This window comes from Alkaliphilus hydrothermalis, assembly GCF_016908555.1.
In the GTDB taxonomy this organism is placed as follows: domain Bacteria; phylum Bacillota; class Clostridia; order Peptostreptococcales; family Natronincolaceae; genus Alkaliphilus; species Alkaliphilus hydrothermalis.
Map to the genome: position 1 here is coordinate 88,604 of NZ_JAFBEE010000005.1, position 21,283 is coordinate 109,886.

A 21,283-nucleotide genomic window follows, 5' to 3' on the forward strand; every position below is an offset into this window, starting at 1 on the left:
CTTAATTTTAGTTGCCCCTTACATTATAAGACCTTTAGCTTACATTTACTAGTATTAAATTATTGAGAATTTGTCATAAACTCGACACTGATCACAGTTCCCGGTTCCACCACTGAATCAGCTTCAGGCTGCTGTTTAGCTACTAAGCCACTACCACTGATTTTAAGTCTTAATCCTAAATTGCTAAGTATGTTATTTACTTCTCTTATGGTTTTTCCTTTCAAATCTGGAACCTTCACTGTCGAGGCATTTTCATCATGTTTCGTATACAATAGAATGATTGAATTTTCTGGTACTGATGCCCCAGGTTTTGGGAACATATCAACAACAATTGCATCATCTTCCTCATGGTCTCCATGATCATGATCATGCTCAGTCTCAACATTGTAAAGCAGTTTGCTTTCATTTAAAACTTTTGAAGCTTCCTTCACTGTCATTTGTCTAACCTCTGGCACAACAATATCTGCTTTAACTAATTTCTCTTCTTCTTCTGCTGTGTACTTTGGTTTTATATCTAAATACCTTAAGCTTTCTTCTAGTATTTCCTTCACTACCGGTCCAGCAGTCAAACTTCCAAAAGTACTAAAGCCCTTTGGTTCATCAACGATTACTAATACAGCTAGTTCTGGATCATCTGCCGGCGCTATTCCGATGAAGGAGGCAACATATAACCCTTGGGCGTACACTCCATCCTTTACTTTTTGTGCTGTCCCTGTCTTACCACCAACTCTATATCCTGGTATATAGGCTGCTTTTCCTGAACCTTCCGATACAACCGACTCCATTATCTCCCTCATTTCCTCTGAGGTTTTCTTAGAAATTACTTGACGAATCATTGTATTCTCAAATCTTTGAACAACTTTACCATCATTATCAACTAATTCTTTTACAATTTTAGGTTGCATAAGGTTTCCATCATTTGCAATGGCAGATATCGCAGTAATCAATTGCATCGGGGTTACAGAAATACTCTGACCAAAGGACATAGTGGCCAATTCCACTGGTCCGACTAATGACTCATTATACATGATGGAACCTGTTTCTCCTGGCAAATCTATATCTGTTATACTGGTAAATCCAAAGGCATCTAGGTAGTTGTAAAAGGTTCCCACCCCAAATTTCTCTGCCAACATTACGAAGACTGGGTTGCAGGAGTTCTGTACCGCCTCTGTTAAACTTTGATCACCATGGGGATTGTAATGTCGCCAACACTTTATGGTTCTTCCAGCAACATTAATGGTTCCTGAGGAATAATATCTTGACTCTGGGGTAGACACTGCCTCCTCTAGGGCTATGGCTGTTGTAATCAACTTGAAGGTAGAACCTGGTTCATATGTGTCATTTATGATTGGATTTCGCCACATCCCAAACCAAGTTTTTAACTTTTCTTCATTATCCATTTCCTCTAATGCTTTTGCCAATTCTTCATCTAGAGGGGTTCTTGGATTATTGGGGTCATAGTCAGGCTTTGCTGACATTGCTAAAATATCCCCCGTCTTTACATCCATTACAATTGCCTTAACACGAGTAGCATCATTAATCTCCAATGCATTTTCTACAGCCTTTTCTGTAAAATGCTGTATGACCTCATCTATTGTAAGTACCACATTCAATCCATTTTCTGGCGGATGATATCTTTCCGTACTAAATGCCAGCTGTCGGCCTGCCCCATCCGTATTTTTAATCCATCTTCCGGGGTAACCCTTTAGATATTTATTGTACTCCAGTTCTATTCCTGCCAGCCCTTCATTATCATCAGAAGTATGACCTAAAATAAAGGATGCAAAGTTACCAAAGGGATAATGCCTTTTATTATCCTCTGCCAGCCAAACCCCTTTAAGATTTGCCTGTCGTACTTTACTTGCAAGATCATCATCAATCCATCTAGCAACTCTAACTAATCCATAACTTTTCTGTAGATCCTTCTTTAGTTCTTCTTCATCTAAATCTAATATCTCTGCCAAACTTTCAGCTGTTTCTTCAACATTTTTTATTTCCTTAGGTTTTGCCCATACAGTACTGTTGCTGGCACTAATGGCAAGCTCTTTACCATTTCTGTCGTAAATGATACCCCTTTTCGCAGGGATTGGAATATCCCTCGTTTGTTGAGCGTTTGCCTTTTCTTTGTACCATTCTCCTTCTACAATCTGAATCCATCCTAAGCGAATAATGAGTGAGAAAATTGCCAAGGTGGAAACTACAAAAATAAACAATAATCTCTTTTTACTAGATATACTAGGCTGAGACAAAAGCTTCTCCTCCTTTAAATGTTAAACATACCACTTATTTTATGAAACATTTTCTTGAGGGGGTTTAGGTTAGTATTTAACCCAATTACCTCTCCTTCGTTAATCTTTTTGTCAATCTCATTGTTCATAAGGGCCACCTTTGTTGGATCAACAGCAACATAGAAGACTTGCTCTTTACTAGGATATTGCATGTTTAATCTTTCTTTTGCTGCGGCTTCAATGGTCATTGACTTTGATACTTTCTCCATTTCTACCTTTAGCTTTTCCCTTTGATTCTCCAACTGCTCCAATTGCTTACTAAGGCCATGGACATCGTGTCTTGCTTCTGTAATGGATGCATATCTTAGAAGTAAAGATAAGCTCAACACCAAAATGGTTACAATTCCTGCTGTAGCCATAACCTTTTCAAACCGGTAACTCTTAGGTGCTTTTTTCTTTTGTTTCTTGGGTTGCCTTTGGAGCTGTTCCTGTGGCTCCTGGAGTTGATAATAATCTTTTCTTGCTACTTCCAAATTTATTCACCCCTTCTGTCTTTTAGAACATTTCTAAACCTTTTCTGCCACCCTTAGTTTTGCACTTCTTGCCCTTGGATTGTCCTCTAATTCCCCCACATCTGATACAATGGGCTTTCTTGTGATAATTTCAAGCATTTGTTTACCCCCACACTGACAGATAGGCATTTTAGGTGGACAAATACATGGATTATGGAGCTTTTTAAAGGCATTTTTTACAATTCGATCCTCTAGGGAGTGGAAGGTAATGATACAAATTCTCCCCCCTGGAGCTAGATATTTTACTGCATCCTTTATCGTGTCTTCAATAATATCTAATTCTTCATTGACTTCTATCCTAATTGCTTGAAAAGTTCGCTTTGCCGGATGGGGACCGTCTATCCTAGCACCTTTTGGAATGGCCTTTTTGATGACCTCCACCAACTGATGGGTTGTACGGATTTCTTCCTTCTCCCTCTCCTTTACAATAAAGGAGGCAATCCTTTTTGCCCATCGTTCCTCTCCATACTCCTTGATAATTCTTTCTAGCTCACCTTCGCTATAATCATTTACTACTTCCAATGCCGATAATGGATTGCGATTGTCCATCCTCATGTCCAATGGTGCATCGTGCATATAGGAAAAACCCCTCTCGGCTTCGTCCAGTTGGTGGGAGGACACACCTAAATCCAATAGTAAACCATCAATTTTTTCAATTCCTAGCCCCTGTAACACTTCCCCAAGGTTTCTAAAGTTATTACGAACTAATTTAACCTTGTGAAACTGTTCTTTTAGTTTTTCAGTAGCTGCCTTGATGGCATTTTCATCTTGGTCAATACCAATCAATAATCCATCATCCCCTAATCGTTTTACAATCTCACTGGAATGACCTGCACCTCCAAGGGTTCCATCAACATAAATGCCATTACTTTTTATATTTAAATTTTCTATTGACTCTTCCAGCAATACCGATACGTGTCTAAAATCCATTTTTCATCACCTTCGTCCTTTAGTCCTAATTCCACTTAAATTCCTAGTTGTGCCATTTTCGAAGCTATTTCATCATAGCTTAAATTCTCATCGCTATTGTATGCTTCCCATTGATTTTGACTCCACACTTCTATTCTTGTGGCAACCCCAATCATCACAGCCTCCTTTTCTAAATGAGCATATTCTCTTAAGTTGTTTGGAATCCTTATTCTTCCCTGATTGTCTAGTTCGCATTCAGTAGCTCCAGAAAAGAAGAATCTTACAAAGGCCCTAGCATCTTTGTTGGTTAAAGGTAGCTGTTTAAGTTTTTCTTCTAATATTTTCCATTCGGTTTGTGGGTAAATGAATAGACAGTTGTCTAATCCTTTTGTCAGAATAAAGGATTCCCCCAACTGCTCTCTAAATTTAGCAGGTACACTGACTCTACCCTTCATATCTATTGTATGATTATATTCACCGAAAAACATACCTTCATCCCACCTTAGGGGTTTTTATCCCACTTCATACCACTTCATACCACTTTTCATATATTTCTATCCCTTTTTTGAAAATCCTCCCTATTTTTAAAAATATTAATTTCTTTTTTAAAACTTAGTACTTCTAGTCTAGTTATTAATAAAATAGATAAGTTATGGGATTTTACAAAAAAAAACTAAAAAAGACAAAAAAAAACTGCCTAAAAAATAATTAGGCAGCTCTGTTATTAGTCTAATGTCATTAATCCATATTATGATAGCTTGCTATACTCCTATTTTTCTGTAGTAAGCAACGATTAATAAATCTAACTGAGTACTAAGATCATAGATTTTCTTATAATCCTCTTGACCATCAATTAGTTCATTTAATCGCTTTCTCAAAACTGCTATTTCCTGTTCTAACATAATTCTCACCCCAATAATCGTTCTTATCATTAGTGACTTTTTATATTATCAAATAAAACCATATAATTTGTCAAAGGGGATTTAGACATGTTTTTAAATAATATTCAATGATATTCTAGTTTTTTCTTTAAAATTCTCCATAATTGTATAATAAAACATATTTTTTCCTGTTTTTAGTTTATTATCCTTTTTCTCAAGAAAAATTGTCTAACTGATACAGCCCCTATAATCGTGATTATACTAATCACTTGGGCGGTTCTTAAGGGCCCAATCATCAGACTATCAGTCCTTAAACCTTCTATAAAAAATCTTGCTACTGAATATAAAATTAAATATAAAATAAAAATATCGCCTTCAAATTTTTTCTTTTTTGAATAAGTTAATAAAAATATAAAGACTCCAAAATTCCATAGGGACTCATATAAAAATGTGGGATGCACCTTTACTCCATTAACCAAAATCCCCCAAGGAAGATCTGTCGGTCCACCATGGGCTTCTTGATTAATATAATTCCCCCACCTACCAATAGCTTGACCCAATATGATACTTGGAGCGCATATGTCCGCTAATTTCCAGAAGTAAATGTTCTTAATACGACAAAATATGTACCCTGTCAATACCCCTGCAATTATAGCTCCGTGGATTGCTAACCCACCTTGACGAATGTTGATGATTTCATTAGGATATTTAACATAGTAACCCCAATTAAAAATTACGTAATAAAGCCTTGCACCAATTACTGCAATGGGTACTGCGTAAATAGCCAAGTCAATAACAATATCCTCTGGCAAACCCTCTTTTTTAGCCCTATAGCTAGCCACAATAACCCCTAGTAGCATACCCAAGCCAATCAGGATACCATACCAGCCAACAGCAATACCGAAAATTTCAAAAGCAATGGGATTCATGATTATACTCCTCCTTAAAAACTTAATAACTAGGTATATAGTACTAACTTCTTATACTTTATTCAGTATTTTTTAGAAATAAATGTATAAATATACCTAGTATAGTATTTTTATTCATTTCGCAGCCTCTTATTTCCATAAAAAAGTATAGTTGCTGTTGCCAGCAACTATGTCAATTATATTGAATTCTGATTCTATTGTCAAACTATGGTTTTATAATGGATAAGACCTGTTTTGACTCATCAAAATGTTTCCTCAAGAAGGACTGTACCTCCTCTAGGGTAATACTCTTAAGCACCTCAATATATTCTAGATAATTGATGTCCTTAAAGTAATAGGATACAAAGGAATTTCCAGTATATTCTATTGAGTTGAAAAAGCTCAAATTATCTCCAATCTGCTTTCTTTTGATTCTTTCAAATTCATCCCTCTGGACCCCTGTTTCCTTTAATTGACTTATATGTTCATTAATGTAGTTTTTCACTAATTTAGGGTCTGTCGACTGTCCGCTGATGATACTATGTCCATAGTCTACTTCACTAATAAAATCAGCGTTAAAGGATGGATCCACTAGTCCTTCATCGTATAGTTTTTCAAATAAGGGCGAGCTTTTCCCAAAGATGATATCTAATAGTAGCCTCATGGTTACTTCCTTCTTTAGTAATTCCATACCCCGCATTCCTACTAGCGTATCCTTATACCCAAGATTAAATAAAGGTGTAGATACTGATAATTTCTCTTCTACTAAAGCTTCTGAGATTTCTGGTGGTTCTATTGGCATACTCTTTTGAATCTTTACTATTTCTTTTACTTCCTTAGAATGAAAGCTTTCCTCAACGGCCTCAAAAACCTTTTCTTTATCTAAATCGCCAGCAATGAATAACACCATATTGGAGGGATGATAGAATGTTTCATAACAACTATATAAATCCTCCTTTGTCGTTGCCGTGATACTCTCAACAGTTCCTGCAATATCATTCTTTACTGGATGTTCACGATACATCCCCTTTAGGAAATTAAAAAACACCTTCCACTGGGGATTATCTTGATACATTTTAATTTCCTGCCCAATGATTCCTTTTTCCTTTTCCACATTCTCATCAGTAAAATAAGGATTCTGGACAAAGTCAATGAGGTGTTGTAAATTTTCATAAAAATAGTCTGTACTGGTGAAATAGTAGGCTGTAATATTAAAATTTGTAAAGGCATTTACGTTAGCTCCCAAGGCTGCGAAACGGTCGAAGGCATTTCCCTCGGGTTCTTCAAATAGTTTATGCTCTAAAAAGTGGGCGATCCCCTCTGATACCTCCACCATATCCTGTCCATTCTTACTGAATTTCAAATCATTGGAACCAAATTTAGTTGAGAAGGAGGCATATTGTTTGGCATAGCCTTCCTTAGGAAGAAAAAATACTTCTAAACCATTATCCAACTTTTTTCTATAGATTATTTCCTTTACTAATTCGCCATTTATTTGATCATAAGTCATCCCTATACCTCCTTACTGTTTATTTTCTAAGAAATAGATGGTATCCAGCATAATCTTCTCACCTACTGCAGCCACCTCTTCTTTTTTTACACCTTTGATTAGATCAATCAGTTCTTCAGGTGCTATAAATTGCTTAGTGATGGCTTGACCATAGTAGAAATCCGCTAAAGCATTTGAGTTATCCCCCATACTTTTGACAGAGTTAATCATGGCTTTTTTAGTATTTTCCATCTCTTCATCACTGATATTGCCCTTCTTTATTTCCTCTAACTGCGCTTGAATCACCTTTACTGTCTCGTCATATTTACTGACTTCTATTCCACAACTAATCAGCATGAGGGATTTGAATTTCTCCATTCTAGAGTAGATATAATAACATAAACTTCTTTCTTCTCTAACCTTTAAAAATAATTTTGAGTAGGGTCCTCCACCTAGTAAATTTGTGTATACCATTAGGGCAGGATACGATGGATCTTCATAGGGAATATTAGTTCGATAGCCCAACGTTAATTTGCCTTGATTGATCTCCATTTTCTCCGTAACTTTTTTAACTTCTTTAGGAACAGAATCAGTTTTTTCCCGTGGAATATCCACCAACTTACCTCGTTTATACTGGATTTTATCTAAGATGGCATCCTTCACCACGTCATGCTGAAGGTTGCTTACTACTACGACTTCTATGGGGCTAGTCTCCAAAACCTGTTGGTAATATTCATAGAGATTTTTTTCGTTAATTGCTTCTAAGTCCTCTATTCTTCCCAGCTCATACAACCTAAAATTCTCCCCACTACACATTTCTTCAACACACCGCTCGACTGCATATTTGCTCTTATCATTCAATCTAGCTTTGATACGTTTTTCTAGATTATTCTTTTCCTGTTGTACATACTCGGTTTTAAAGCACCCATTTTCTACAAGAGGTTTATTAATGACCTCATTTAATAGTTTCAGTGAGTCATTTAGTAGATTTTGGTCCTCAACAAATCTCAAGTCAGCTGTACCTAAAGTAAAATCGATAATGTGTCGTTCGCCTTTTTTTAATACACTACTATCTAAGAAGGCTCCATAAAGATACTCCAGCTCCTTTGATAGTTTTTTTGAAGACTGAAAGCTCTCTGTACCCCTTTGCAACACCATTGGTAATAGCCCATTTAAGGTTGATTCCTCTTGGTTTAAAGGTCTCTGAAAATATAGCTTTATTAAGTTCGTCTTAAACTTATCCACATATAAGGTATGCAGGTTTACTCCTTTAAGGATTTCCTCCTTCATATGCTTAATCATTGGCTTCCCTCCTTGATTTATCCTTCATTACAATAGTATGCTTCTTTACAGTTTTCTTAATCCCAATTTTGAATATTTAGTAATTGAATTCTTCTTACTAACTCCAATATTAGAGTATCATTATAAAGCCAACCACTACTAAAATTTATACTTACATACTGAGGAACCTCTGCATCATCTATGGCTTGACTAATAATCATGCGGTTCTCAATATTCTCTGTTGCTGATGAAACCTGCATCACTACCACTTCTTTTATTCCATATTCAAATAATCTTTCAAGTTGCATATGTATTTCTTTTGCTTTTAATGGGGTCAATCTTATTTGAGGCTCTGAATATCCTTCCTTTATCAATAAATCTTTTACTTTTTCTTTAAATAAAATTTCTTGCTTTATATTTTGATTTGAGTTTATATCCTTTAGATCATGTTCTCCCACCAGTAGGATTCCTACTCTACTTTTCTCTTTAACATTGACTTGCTGTGAAATCTTATCTACAAAAGATTGGGCGAGGGCTTCACTATCCCACAAAGGGAAAGAATTCTTTATTTTAACTTTATACTGTAAAGGATTTACTTCTTTTATAACTTCATTCATTAATTGAAAGCTTTTGGATTCCGACAGTAAGACAGGGACAATCATCAGTTTGTCATTGCCCTCCTGTATAGCCTCCTGTAATACCTCCTTCATGTAGGGACGATTGTATAAATATGCAATGTAAATAGGGTACTGATACTCCATTTCTTTTTTTATTTCTTCTTCAAAATAGTCATAGTAATAGTCAGTGTTTATACTACTAATTTTGCTATAGTTATATTTATTTTTATATAGCTGGAAGGGCAAATTAATGAAACTTAATTTATTTTTTTGTCGAAAATTTTTAATTGCCATTGGTAAATTATAGGTAGCAGGCTCGCCTTCTAATACCAGTACTATTGCAGTTTTTTGATTTTCAACGTAATTAATAGCAATATCCTTATCTTGTACCCTATATTGCAAACATAAAATTAAAACGATTACTAATAAATACCCTGTCAACAGTCCTATTAAGTATTGTTTATATTTATCCTTCCACATTTGGCCTTTATAAAAACAATATCTGTATAATAGAAATCCAGAAAGAATTAAAAATAATTTATCAATGTTACCCCCGCAAATCATACCCAATAATATGCTAATCATTAAGAAAATCATCGGAACCATTATCTTGCCTCCTTAATCCTTGTCTTCTTAAAACATATGATAATTAGGGTAGGAAAATGATTGGGGTTAGTAAAATATGCAAAACGATAAAGGAGAAGCCACGTAGCTTCTCCTTTATCGTTTTATCCTACTATGCTCCTGGAGTGATTCTTCTGACAATATCTTCAATCTCGTCACCGAATGAGCTCAAAGGTCTGCCTCGTCCTGTCTCCCTTACAATATTCTCGATACTATCAAAAATTTCAGGGTCGGCAGATACAGATACTCTATCAATCTCTGAATCTGTACGCCTTACGACGTTTTCTATCTTCTTTTTTGATTCTGTAGTCATTTCTCCATCAATGTTCTCTTTTAAATTGACCCCTACTAAAGCTGTCTTATCAGTAATGACAACTGTTGCACTTTTAACTTCATTAAGTTTAACAATTTCATTTACAATTCTGTCAGCTCTAATATTTAAGTCTTGACCAATTTCTTCTCTAGGAGCCCTTACATTAGGGTCATAAGGGTTAACTTCCTCTACTCTTTGATCGGGAGCCATTGGTCTATTCGGGTCCATAGGATCCTGTGGTACAGGTCTTTCGGCTGGTCGGCAACCAGTTGCAAATACAAATACTAAAAGACAGCATAAAAAAATACTTAAGATTTTTTTCATATGTCCACCTCCTAACATTATTTTGTCTCTTGTTTTATTTTTTATAACCTAAGTTTCTTGTAAAGACTTGTTAAAATATGGATTACTTATATTTTTACAACTTTAATTCTTAAAAATGCAATGTCGTCTTCATTTATGTACATACTATTATTATTAATAATTAACTAAAGACTATCAGACGTCTTTAATAAAGGAGGATTTTCACATGTTAGACCTAATACTAATTAATCGACTATTTAAAAGAACAATGAAGAAGTTCTTTGTTTTCAAACTCGGTTTAGTATTAATGTTTTTCCTATCCTTATTATGTATTAGAAAGTTTATAATTAGTTTTATCTTTATTAACTACAGCGAAGCTAGCAAGAAATAAATGCTGGCTTCTTTGTTGCCTATTGTTACAGAATAAGGTATAATTTTACGTGTATGTAAACTAGACTATATTTCATTGATTATAAGGAAGAGAGAGGAAGATTGAAATGAAGTTGGGCATTGTTGGTTTGCCAAATGTAGGGAAAAGTACATTATTTAATGCGATTACGCAGGCAGGTGCAGAATCTGCAAACTACCCTTTCTGTACGATTGAGCCAAATGTAGGAGTTGTAGCTGTACCTGATGAAAGGCTAACCGTTTTAAGGGACATGCATTCATCAGAGAAAGTTATTCCTGCTGCCATCGAGTTTTATGATATCGCAGGTCTTGTAAGGGGCGCCAGTAAAGGTGAAGGTTTAGGAAATAAATTCTTATCTCATATCCGCGAGGTTTCTGCTATACTCCATGTTGTCCGTTGCTTTGAGGATTCTAATATTACCCACGTAGATGGTGATGTGAATCCTTTAAGGGATATTGAAACTATTAATTTAGAATTGATTTTTTCAGATTTGGAAATGGTTGAAAAAAGAATCCAGAAACAAGAAAAGTTAGCTAAAAGTGATAAGTCCTTGTTACCTGAGTTAGATTTATTAAAAAGAATTAGAGAAGCTCTTGAAGACGGGAAATCTGCTAGAAGCATTGAATTAACTGATGAAGAAGCAATGATGATCAGAGGTTTTAACCTGTTATCCACTAAACCCATCATCTACGTTACCAATGTTGACGAAAATGATATCCAAAACCTTGGGGCGGATAACTCCCATGTAGCTCAAGTAAAAGAACTTGCTACCACTGAAAATGCTGAGGTAGTAACCATCTGCGCAAAAATTGAGGCTGAAATCTCTGAGCTTGAAGATGAAGAGAAGTCTATGTTCTTAGAAGAGTTAGGTTTAAGTGAGTCAGGTTTAGACCGTTTAATTAAGGCTTCCTACTCTTTATTAGGTTTGATAAGTTATCTCACTGCCGGTCCAAAAGAAGTGCGAGCATGGACGATTAAAAACGGTCTAAAGGCACCTCAGGCTGCTGGTAAGATTCATTCTGACTTTGAGAGAGGTTTTATTCGGGCAGAAGTTGTTGCCTTTGATGATCTTGTTGCTGCTGGAAGCCATTCAGCTGCGAAGGATAAGGGCTGGGTTCGTTTAGAAGGAAAAGAATATATCGTTAAGGATGGAGATGTTATTCTGTTCCGCTTTAATGTCTAACAATATCAGTTAACTAAAAAACCCAAGTAATCACCATATATTTGCTGTGATGATTACTTGGGTTTATCTTTGTATTAAGGGGGATTTTTATGCCTTAACTAACTCAACCATATCTCCATTTTTAATACCAGCGCCATTACCTTCATCCATATCTACATGCATTTCTAAAGCATATGTGGGATGTACACGTACTAGAACATTCTCAAAGACTACAGCTCTGTCTCCAGAAGTTCTAATACTTACCTTTTCTTTGTCTATTACGTTAAACTTTGCAGCATCATCAGTATGCATATGGATATGTCTAGATGCAATGATTACTCCCTCTGATAATTCTACTTCTCCATTAGGTCCCACAATTTTAACACCTGGACTTCCTGCAAGATCTCCAGAATCTCTAACTGGTGGTTTAATCCCAAGAACAAAAGAATCAGTTAAAGAAATTTCGATTTGAGTTTGCTTTCTAGCAGGTCCTAAAACTCTAACACCCTTTAAAGTTCCCTTTGGTCCTACAACATCAACTTTTTCATTGGTGGCGTACTGTCCTGGTTGTGATAAGTCCTTAAATGTGGTTAATTGGTACCCTTTGCCAAATAGCACATTAATATCTTCTTCACTTAAATGTAGATGTCTATTGGACATTGCCACCGGTAACATATTATTTGCCATCTTTATTCCTCCTAAATATCAATTAATTTGAAACAACAATGTACATTATACAGGTTTTTACTAGATAAATCAAACATAAACATCACACTTCGACAAAAAATTATCATAATTCCTTCATCATGTCGTTTAAGTGCTCCCAGGTATCTTGATCATCTTTCTTATACATCATACGCATAGCTAGTGTGATGATGGTTAACGCAAGAGTAATCCCACCTACTGTCATATAATATAGAGGATACGGCGTGTAAGGGCCTGTTACAAATAGGAATAAAGTTAAAATAAAGTACCCCTTAGATTTTCTATTAGCTAAAAAGGATGCCTTATATTTCTTCCAAATCAATTCTTTTCTACTGATTTTGTTCTCTACAATCTCATCTATCTCCTCATCTGAAGGAAACAAATCATTCTTTTCAATCATGTGAAACATCAGGTCCTTATTGAGTAACAGAATTTTTAACTTTGCTTTTTTTTCTAAGTTCTCAACATATTGATAACAGTCATTTGTAAAATCAGATGACGTCATGATTATACCGTTCTTAATATCCGAACCCTTCATTAAAGATATAAATTCTTTTAATTCTTTTAACTCAACAAAGTAATCTGTTTTATTAATATAAGTAGACATTAAAATATTTTGTCCATTATATATCCCATCATATGTAATAACCTTATGACTACTAACCCGATGATTGAAGCTAGTAAATCCTGCCTTAGTAAATATATTGATCACATATCGCTTTAACTCATCTACTGTATAGTTCATTAATTCTTGATAGATTTTTTGACATGCAATGGTTCTTCTCTTTTGTCGCTTCATAGCTTCTAGTTTTTTATACCGTGCTTTAATGGAAAGAATATGATATATGGTAACTACTACGGCAGCTATCACTATAGCTAGAGATAACTTTTTTGACTTAATAAATATACCAATGAAGACCATAAAAAAAACCATAATTCTTGATATAGCATAATCTATAACCTTAGCTATATCTCCTCTTGTATCTTCTTTACTACTCAGATAGTAATTTCTAAATCTCCTACTGGTGGAGCGATCTTGGTTATAACTCCTTACTTGCTTTAATAAGAATTCTAATACATCCTTTGTTTTACTCATTTTTATTCCCCCAATCTTATCTATTTTATACTGTTGCCAATTTATAGAAACTTATTCAAAATAGTATAAAAATGAATAAACCCACCTAATTTTAAACAATCAGGCGGGATCACTTCTAATCTTCTACTCTAGTTCTTCTACAGCGCTAAGTATATTGTTAATCCCTACTTCATCAACATTCAACATCCTAACAAACTTGTTGTTAGAAGATAAGTTAATCATCCCAGTGTCATTGTGGGCAATATACTCATCATCAGTAGTGGAATAAATAATGATATCTATGGGGTTTGAACTGTCATCGACACTTGTTACTTGAAACCCTTCACTTTTTAGTAGTTCAGCAACTTCATGAAGACCTTCTTGCACCGCAATTATCTTTCTTCCCATACGACTACACCTCCTTTATTAGGATTTGCTCTTTGTTTCGAAGATATACCCTCGAGGAAAATATAAAAGTCTCCCTATATATCAGGAGACTAATTGGTTTAGATTAATATTAAATTTATCCCATTGCTCTTTCAAGTTTATCTAAATGTTGCAGAGGAAAATGCTTTAATAATTCTTTAAATTGATCGACTGATAATCCTTGTGTTGTTGTATAAATTTCAATCTTTCCATCTACATCAGCCTGCATAAATCGTTGCTTTACCTCTTCAAAATTACCCATTGTAATTACCTCCTTAAATGACTTTACTAATAGTATGGAGAAATATAAGTAAGTCTATTCAAGGAGATTAAAATTAATTATTCTTTTATGGTTGCTATATAGGGTAAGTTCCTAAACTTCTCAGCATAGTCTATTCCGTATCCGACTATAAATGCATCGGGTATTTCAAATCCAACATAATCAATGTGTAGGTCACATTTTCTTCTAAGGGGTTTATCTAATAAAGTACAGATTTTTAGACTAGCTACGTTGCGGGATTTTAGGTTCTCAGTTAAGTATTTTAACGTTAATCCTGTATCAACAATATCCTCAATGATAAGGATATGCTTTCCCTCTATCTCTAAATCCAAATCCTTTAATATTCTAACAATACCAGAACTAGTAGTGGAGTTACCATAGCTTGATACCGCCATAAAATCAATACTTAGTGGAAGATCTATCTTTCTTACTAAATCCCCTAGAAAAATATTAGCACCTTTTAGTACCCCAATAACAATTATTTGATCATCCTTACTATATTCTGAAGTGATTCTTTTTCCCAACTCTTCTACTTTATCTGCAATAACTTTTTCTGAAAATAATACCTGATCTATTTTTTTGCTCATAGTAATCCCTCCTGTAAATATTAATACTAGCATTATTATATCATATAGATGGGACAAACTGAACTTTTTTTCTGTAGTGCGTTATAAATATTCGCATTATATTAGTTGGAAATGCTATTTTTTTTCATAATGTACGTATTTTAAATCCGACTCTAGATATCTTGCCATAGCGTAGATGGTATCAGAAAGTCTATTTACGTACTTTATCAATATGTCCCCCACAGGCTCATTCTTCTTTAACGTCAGTATTCTTCTTTCTGCCCTCCTGCATATTGTCCTGGCTATGTGAAGGGATGCCGATGCTTTGTTCGTACCAGGAATGATAAATAAATCCACTTGTTCTACTTTTTTAATATATTTATCAATAACATTTTCTAAATAATGAATATGATCTTCGTTTATTTTTTCGGGAAACTTCTCCGTATCCTTTGTAGCCAGCTCCCCAGCAACATCAAAAAGCTCCCTCTGGATTTTGTAAATAACTTCTATAACATCATGATCTTCTATAAAGTTTCTAGCAAAGCCTAAAGTAGAGTTTAATTCATCAATCGTACCATAACTCTCCACCCTAATATCATCTTTACTCACTCTATTTCCATCATATAAGCTAGTTTCTCCTTTATCTCCCGTTTTAGTATAGATCTTCATAGCAACGGCCTCCCTTTTTAATTGTATTTATGTATTGAGTATAAAGTCCATGTCTTACTATTATATTCTACCCAATGATGAAGATATACTAAACTAGAAATATTGAATTGTCAGTAAAGTTAACAATTATTCGAAAAATCAATATTTGTATTGTGTTTTATTACGTTTATGATATAATTATATTACGTTAAGTTAAATAAGCAAAAAAAATAATAAGGGCTTTTGCCCTTATTATTCACTAGCTGGTCTTAAATCACCTGTAAAGTGACAAGCTACATACTTTTCGTTACCCATATCCCTTAATTCAGGAGTTTTTTGTCTACAAATTTCTTGTCTGTATTGGCATCTTCCATAGAAACGACATCCTTCTGGTGGGTTAATTGGACTTGGTACGTCTCCCTCAAGAAGAATTCTTTCTCTCTTGATATCGATTCTAGGAACTGGAATAGCAGATAATAAAGCTTGTGTATATGGGTGTAATGGATTCTTAAACATTGAGTTATAGTCGGATAATTCAACGATTTTCCCTAGATACATTACAGCAATACGATCACTTACGTGCTTAACAACACTTAGGTCATGGGAAATAAATAAATAAGTTAAACCAAATTCATCCTGTAAGTCATCCATTAAGTTAAGAATCTGTGCTTGGATAGAAACATCCAGTGCTGATACAGGCTCATCTTGCACAATGAATTTTGGATTTAAAGCTAAGGCTCTAGCGATACCGATTCTCTGTCTTCTACCTCCATCTAGCTCATGGGGATATGCGTTAGTTAATCTTTCAGCTATACCTACTGTATCCATTAATTCCTTAACACGTTTTTGCATTTCTAATTTATCACTAAATACTTTATTAACAACTAGTGGCTCAGCAATAATTTCTGATAAGCTCATTCTTGGATTTAGAGATGCAAATGGATCTTGGAATACTATTTGCATTTCTTTTCTCATTTCTCTAAGCTGTTGCTTATTAAACTGTAGAATATCTTTTCCTTCAAAGATAATTTCCCCGTCAGTTGCTTCTAATAATCTAAGAACAACTCTACCTGTTGTAGATTTTCCACATCCAGACTCACCTACTAGTCCTAATGTCTCACCTTTATTAATGAAGAAGTTCACTCCATCAACCGCATGAAGTAGCCCTTTCTTTGTGTTAAAGTGTTTCTTAAGGTTTCTTACCTCTAGTAATCTTTCTTGCATAGCATTCACCTCCGCTTATACTATTTTTCTGTGTTTTCAAATAATAGACATTTTACAAAGTGTCCTGGTTCGACTTCAGTATTCTTAGGCTTTCTTTGGGAACAAATATCCATTGCCTTTGGACATCTTGGATGGAATGGGCAACCAGAAGGAATATTTGTTGGGTCCGGCATTAAACCTTTAATTGGCTTTAAACGACTTTCGTCTGATTCAATGTCTGGAATTGATCCAAATAAACCGATTGTATAAGGATGCTTTGGTGAAGTATAAAGTCTCTTAACATCTGTATACTCAATAACATTACCAGCGTACATAATAGCTACCTTATCACAAACTTCTGCTACAACACCTAAATCATGTGTAATCATAATCATTGAAGTGTTGAACTCGTGCTTTAAGTTTCTCATTAAATCTAATACCTGAGCTTGAATTGTAACGTCTAATGCTGTAGTTGGTTCATCAGCAATCAATAATGTTGGGTTACATGCTAAAGCAATGGCAATAACTACTCTTTGTCTCATACCACCACTGAACTGGTGTGGAAAATCCTTGTGTCTTGTACCTGGTATACCTACTTTTTCTAACATTTCCATAGCTCTTTCAGTAGCCTCTGCAGCATTTACGTTTTGATGCAGCTTAACTACCTCTGCGATTTGATCCCCTACCGTCATAACAGGGTTAAGAGAAGTCATTGGATCCTGGAAAATCATAGAAATCTTATTACCACGAATCTTTCTTAATTCGCTTTGAGATTTCTTTACTAAATCTTCACCTTCGAATACAATTTCTCCACCTATAATTTTTCCTGGAGGATTTGGTACTAAGTTCATGATTCCTAAAGCTGTTGTAGTCTTACCAGCACCAGTTTCACCAACTAGTCCTAAAGTTTCACCTACACCAATCTCTAAGTTCATTTCTTCTACTGCACGTACAGTACCATCATCTGTTATATAGTGAATTGATAAGTCTTTAATTTCTAATAAGTTTTTGTTGTCCTTCATCTTTATCACACTCCTATCCTAATTAGTTAGCTTTTTAGTCTAGGATCAAGTGCATCTCTTAATCCGTCACCTAGAAGGTTTAGTGCGAAGATCGTAATCATAATCGCAAGTCCTGGGAATGTTGCAATATGCCAGTAATCTCTTAAATATTGTCTACCTGATGATAACATTGAGCCCCACTCTGGTGTTGGAGGCTGAATCCCTAAACCGATGAAACTTAGACCAGCAGCTGATAAAATTGCTCCAGCAACCCCTAACGTAGCTTGAACGATGATTGGAGCCATTGAGTTAGGAATAATATGCTTTGAAATGATTCTAAAATCATTTGCACCAACAGCTTTAGCTGCTTCAACAAACTCTTGGTCTCTTAAAGATAATACTGAAGCTCTTACAATCCTTGCATAGGATGGAATAGATCCAATACCTACGGCGATCATAACGTTTTGTAATCCAGGTCCAAGGGCAGAAACGATTGAAATCGCCAATAGAATACCAGGGATTGCAAGTAAAATATCAACGAAACGCATAATTACGTTATCTAATCTACCACCATAGAAACCAGCGATAGCACCTAAGGCTCCTCCTGTTAAAGCAGATATACCAACTGCGATAAATCCTACCTGTAGAGAGACTCTTGATCCATAGATAATACGACTTAAAATATCTCTACCAAAGTTATCGGTACCAAATAAATAGTCTCTACTTGGAGTTATGAATCTAGCTCTTAAATCTTGATCGTCAATTCCATAAGGAGCTATAAGGTCTGCGAATATAGCACAGAAAACTAATAATCCGATAATAGCAAGTCCAAACATAGCCGATTTGTTTTGTCTTAATCTTCTCCAAACTTCAACCCATGGACTTCTCTTCTTTTTAGATACTGCTTTTACTTCTTCTTGATTGTTAGAAGTTTTAATTTTTGACATATGCCTACCTCCTTTTCTAAACGTTTTTACTTATACTGTGATTTAATTCTTGGGTCAACGAAGGCATATAAGATATCAACTAATAGGTTTACAAAACTGAAGGTAATAGCAATGAATAATACTCCACCTTGTACTACAGGGAAGTTTCTTGCCTTAATAGATTCAACCATTAGCCTACCTACTCCTGGAATAGAGAAGATTGACTCCGTTAATACAGCACCTCCAAGTAGATAACCGAACTGTAGACCGATAACTGTAATAATTGGAATTAATGCGTTATTTAGAGCATGTTTATTAATAACAATAGACTCAGCTTGTCCTTTAGCTCTAGCAGTACGGATATAATCTTGTCTAATAACCTCAAGCATTGATGAACGAGTCATACGGGTAATAATTGCGGCAGAACTTGTTCCTAATGTTAAAGCTGGTAGCACCATTTGGCTAGGTGTAGAGAACCCTGATGATGGGAACCATTTTAACTGTACTGAGAAGAATAAAATAAGCATTAAACCTTGCCAGAAGTTTGGCATAGAAACCCCTAATAAAGCTGCCACCATGGCAATATTATCGAATAGTGAGTATTGTCTCGTTGCTGAAATAATCCCCGTCGGAATACCTAGAGAAACAGATACCAGTACCCCTAAAGCTGCTAGCTTTAATGTTGATGGGAATCTTTCCATAATTTCAATTGCTACAGGTCTATTAGTTGTATAGGAACGACCAATATCCCCTTGTACAGCATTAAATACATATCTACCAAACTGAACTAAAAAAGGATCATCTAACCCTAATTCTTCTCTTAACTTAATTACTTCCGCTTCCGGTGCAGATTCCCCTAACATAATTTTTGCAGGATCCCCTGGTGTAAAGTGCATCATTGTGAAAACGATAAGGGTTACTCCTAGCATTACTGGAACTAGCATAAGAAGACGTCTTAATATATACTTGTGCATTTAATGTCCTCCTTCCTAAATTTGCCACTGTTATTAGCATTAATATAGGGCCATAAAGTTATGACCCTATATTGAATGTTAAATAATAAAACTTTATTCTTAATTTAAATTATTCAAAGTAAACTGAAACAAGCTTGTGGTGACCAGCTGGATGTTGCTTGAATCCTTTAACATTCTTTCTTGTACCAGCTAAGTTTTCACCATTGTAAGTGAACACCCAAGGTGCTTCTTCTCTGATGATTTCTTGTGCTTCTGAGTAGTATTCTGCTCTTTTAGCAGGATCTGCTTCTACTCTTGCAGCATCTAGTAATTCATCAACTTTGTCATTACTCCAGAATGTTCTATTACCAGCGTCTCCAAATTGAGATGAGTGGAATAAAGCGTATAAACCGTAGTCAGCATCACCAGTTACTGTAGTCCATCCTAAGATAAACATATCATGCTTACCAGCAGCTGTTTCGTCAAGGTAAGTTCCCCACTCAACTACTTGAACTTCTGTTTCAATGTTGATATCTCTTAATTGGTTTTGAACAATCTCAGCGATATCCATTCTTTGTTGGTTTTCGTTAGTCATGATAGTAGCTTTGAAACCGTTTTCGTATCCAGCTTCCTTCATTAATTCCTTAGCTTTTTCTAAATTGTAGCCATATTGCTCTAAGTCAGTATGAGCACCAAATACGTTTGTACCTAAAGGTCCTTTAGCTGCTTTACCAACACCTTGGTATACTGCTTCTACAATTGAATCAGTATCAATTGCATAGTTAATCGCTTGTCTAACTCTAACATCATTGTAAGGCTCTTTTCCAGCATTAAATCCAATATAAGCTGTTGATAAAGACTCGTCTCTTAATAATACTAAGTTTTGATCTTCTTCAACTCTACTTACTTCTGTTGGAGGAATGTCATAAGCAATGTCAATTCCACCAGTTTCTAACTCAATAACTCTTGCAGTATTTTCAGTAATGTTTCTGAATACAACTGTCTTAACCTTAGCTTTGTCAGCAAAGTAGTCGTCATTTCTAGTTAAAGTAACACTTTCACCAGTTTTCCACTCTTGGAACTTGAATGGTCCAGTTCCTACAGGATTTTGTGCGTAGTTCTCTCCGCCTTCAGTAACTGCCTTTTCATTTAACATACCAGCAGCTGTATGAGCTAAGTGAGCTAATAATGGAGCAAAAGGCTCGTTAGTAGCTATTTTAATTGTATGGTTATCTACAACTTCGATTCCTTCTGGATTAATAGCACCAACAATGTGTCCGATTTTAGCAGACTCTAATGCTCTTAATAAAGTGAACTTTACATCATTTGCTGTAAAATCTTCACCATTGTGGAACTTAACACCTTGTCTTAACTTGAATTCCCAAGTTAAGTCATCAATTTTTTCCCAAGATTCAGCTAATCCTGGTTCTAATTCCATAGCTTCATTTTGATTTACAAGTGTGTTATAAATTTGCTTACTTACTCTTGATGATGGTTGGTCGTTAGTAGCATGTGGGTCTAATGATACTACGTCAGCACCTTGACCTACGATTAGGGTATCCTTAACTTCACCTGTTGCATCACCAGTATCAGGTGTTTCAGTAGATGTACCACATCCAACTGCTACTAAAACTAGTACTAACATCATGCTTAATAATGTTAATAATTTTTTGTTCTTTCTCATTTTGTTTCCCCCTTTATTTATTTTTCTTTTTGCCGTCGGCAAAAACTTTAATCTTTAATTAAATTTTACTTGATATCCCTTGAAGTAGGGCATCTGATTTAATTATAAGAATATTATATA

The 21,283-nt window shown here is 35.1% G+C and carries 22 protein-coding genes; 1 reads left to right on the forward strand and 21 read right to left on the reverse strand.

What is annotated here, in order from left to right:
* Window positions 1-59: 59 nt before the first annotated feature.
* The 10 genes from JOC73_RS05445 to JOC73_RS05490 all read right to left on the reverse strand — a co-directional run bounded on the left by JOC73_RS05445 (window position 60) and on the right by JOC73_RS05490 (window position 10,146).
* Entirely contained in the window at window positions 60-2,249 is a 2,190-nt protein-coding gene (locus JOC73_RS05445; protein ID WP_204400955.1) for a stage V sporulation protein D, read from the reverse strand.
* Window positions 2,250-2,263: 14 nt separating this feature from the next.
* Entirely contained in the window at window positions 2,264-2,761 is a 498-nt protein-coding gene (locus JOC73_RS05450; protein WP_204400957.1) for a cell division protein FtsL, read from the reverse strand.
* Window positions 2,762-2,794: 33 nt separating this feature from the next.
* Complete coding sequence (gene rsmH, locus JOC73_RS05455) at window positions 2,795-3,730, reverse strand: 16S rRNA (cytosine(1402)-N(4))-methyltransferase RsmH (RefSeq protein WP_204400959.1); 936 nt, start codon at window positions 3,728-3,730, stop codon at window positions 2,795-2,797.
* Window positions 3,731-3,765: 35 nt separating this feature from the next.
* A complete protein-coding gene (mraZ, locus tag JOC73_RS05460) occupies window positions 3,766-4,197 on the reverse strand; it encodes a division/cell wall cluster transcriptional repressor MraZ (protein ID WP_204400961.1) in 432 nt (143 codons plus the stop codon).
* Between the two features lie 273 nt (window positions 4,198-4,470).
* The gene (locus JOC73_RS05465) at window positions 4,471-4,611 is read right to left on the reverse strand and encodes an aspartyl-phosphate phosphatase Spo0E family protein (protein ID WP_204400963.1); all 141 of its coding nucleotides are present in this window, start codon (window positions 4,609-4,611) and stop codon (window positions 4,471-4,473) included.
* Between the two features lie 173 nt (window positions 4,612-4,784).
* On the reverse strand, window positions 4,785-5,519 hold the full coding sequence (gene lgt / locus JOC73_RS05470; RefSeq protein WP_204400965.1) for a prolipoprotein diacylglyceryl transferase: 735 nt from the start codon (window positions 5,517-5,519) through the stop codon (window positions 4,785-4,787).
* 205 nt (window positions 5,520-5,724) lie between these two features.
* On the reverse strand, window positions 5,725-7,008 hold the full coding sequence (gene yfmH / locus JOC73_RS05475; RefSeq protein WP_204400967.1) for an EF-P 5-aminopentanol modification-associated protein YfmH: 1,284 nt from the start codon (window positions 7,006-7,008) through the stop codon (window positions 5,725-5,727).
* Between the two features lie 12 nt (window positions 7,009-7,020).
* Entirely contained in the window at window positions 7,021-8,289 is a 1,269-nt protein-coding gene (yfmF, locus tag JOC73_RS05480; RefSeq protein ID WP_204400968.1) for an EF-P 5-aminopentanol modification-associated protein YfmF, read from the reverse strand.
* 56 nt (window positions 8,290-8,345) lie between these two features.
* Complete coding sequence (locus JOC73_RS05485) at window positions 8,346-9,491, reverse strand: CbiX/SirB N-terminal domain-containing protein (RefSeq protein ID WP_204400970.1); 1,146 nt, start codon at window positions 9,489-9,491, stop codon at window positions 8,346-8,348.
* 130 nt (window positions 9,492-9,621) lie between these two features.
* Entirely contained in the window at window positions 9,622-10,146 is a 525-nt protein-coding gene (locus JOC73_RS05490) for a YhcN/YlaJ family sporulation lipoprotein (RefSeq protein ID WP_204400972.1), read from the reverse strand.
* 476 nt (window positions 10,147-10,622) lie between these two features.
* On the opposite strand from JOC73_RS05490, the gene ychF reads away from it, so the two are divergent.
* Window positions 10,623-11,717 (forward strand): redox-regulated ATPase YchF, encoded by a 1,095-nt coding sequence (gene ychF / locus JOC73_RS05495; RefSeq protein WP_204400974.1) that lies wholly within the window; start codon window positions 10,623-10,625, stop codon window positions 11,715-11,717.
* An 87-nt stretch (window positions 11,718-11,804) separates the two neighbouring features.
* On the opposite strand, the gene pduL is transcribed toward ychF, so the two are convergent.
* The 11 genes from pduL to JOC73_RS05550 all read right to left on the reverse strand — a co-directional run bounded on the left by pduL (window position 11,805) and on the right by JOC73_RS05550 (window position 21,163).
* Window positions 11,805-12,383 carry a phosphate propanoyltransferase gene (gene pduL, locus JOC73_RS05500; RefSeq protein WP_204400976.1) on the reverse strand — a complete coding sequence of 193 codons (579 nt, stop codon included), beginning with the start codon at window positions 12,381-12,383 and terminating at the stop codon, window positions 11,805-11,807.
* A gap of 103 nt (window positions 12,384-12,486) precedes the next feature.
* Window positions 12,487-13,497, reverse strand: a complete 1,011-nt coding sequence (locus JOC73_RS05505; protein ID WP_204400979.1) for a restriction endonuclease — start codon at window positions 13,495-13,497, stop codon at window positions 12,487-12,489.
* A gap of 123 nt (window positions 13,498-13,620) precedes the next feature.
* A complete protein-coding gene (locus JOC73_RS05510) occupies window positions 13,621-13,884 on the reverse strand; it encodes a YkuS family protein (RefSeq protein ID WP_204400981.1) in 264 nt (87 codons plus the stop codon).
* Between the two features lie 115 nt (window positions 13,885-13,999).
* Window positions 14,000-14,164, reverse strand: a complete 165-nt coding sequence (locus JOC73_RS05515) for a hypothetical protein (RefSeq protein ID WP_204400984.1) — start codon at window positions 14,162-14,164, stop codon at window positions 14,000-14,002.
* A gap of 77 nt (window positions 14,165-14,241) precedes the next feature.
* Window positions 14,242-14,769, reverse strand: coding sequence for a hypoxanthine phosphoribosyltransferase (gene hpt, locus JOC73_RS05520; RefSeq protein ID WP_204400986.1), 528 nt, complete (start codon window positions 14,767-14,769; stop codon window positions 14,242-14,244).
* Between the two features lie 114 nt (window positions 14,770-14,883).
* Window positions 14,884-15,417, reverse strand: a complete 534-nt coding sequence (locus JOC73_RS05525; protein WP_204400988.1) for a cob(I)yrinic acid a,c-diamide adenosyltransferase — start codon at window positions 15,415-15,417, stop codon at window positions 14,884-14,886.
* A gap of 231 nt (window positions 15,418-15,648) precedes the next feature.
* Entirely contained in the window at window positions 15,649-16,620 is a 972-nt protein-coding gene (locus JOC73_RS05530) for an ABC transporter ATP-binding protein (RefSeq protein ID WP_204400989.1), read from the reverse strand.
* Window positions 16,621-16,640: 20 nt separating this feature from the next.
* Window positions 16,641-17,621, reverse strand: a complete 981-nt coding sequence (locus JOC73_RS05535) for an ABC transporter ATP-binding protein (RefSeq protein ID WP_204400990.1) — start codon at window positions 17,619-17,621, stop codon at window positions 16,641-16,643.
* 26 nt (window positions 17,622-17,647) lie between these two features.
* Complete coding sequence (locus JOC73_RS05540) at window positions 17,648-18,547, reverse strand: ABC transporter permease (protein ID WP_204400991.1); 900 nt, start codon at window positions 18,545-18,547, stop codon at window positions 17,648-17,650.
* Window positions 18,548-18,573: 26 nt separating this feature from the next.
* Window positions 18,574-19,500 carry a nickel ABC transporter permease gene (gene nikB / locus JOC73_RS05545; protein WP_204400992.1) on the reverse strand — a complete coding sequence of 309 codons (927 nt, stop codon included), beginning with the start codon at window positions 19,498-19,500 and terminating at the stop codon, window positions 18,574-18,576.
* Window positions 19,501-19,609: 109 nt separating this feature from the next.
* On the reverse strand, window positions 19,610-21,163 hold the full coding sequence (locus tag JOC73_RS05550) for a glutathione ABC transporter substrate-binding protein (RefSeq protein ID WP_204400993.1): 1,554 nt from the start codon (window positions 21,161-21,163) through the stop codon (window positions 19,610-19,612).
* Window positions 21,164-21,283: the final 120 nt, after the last annotated feature.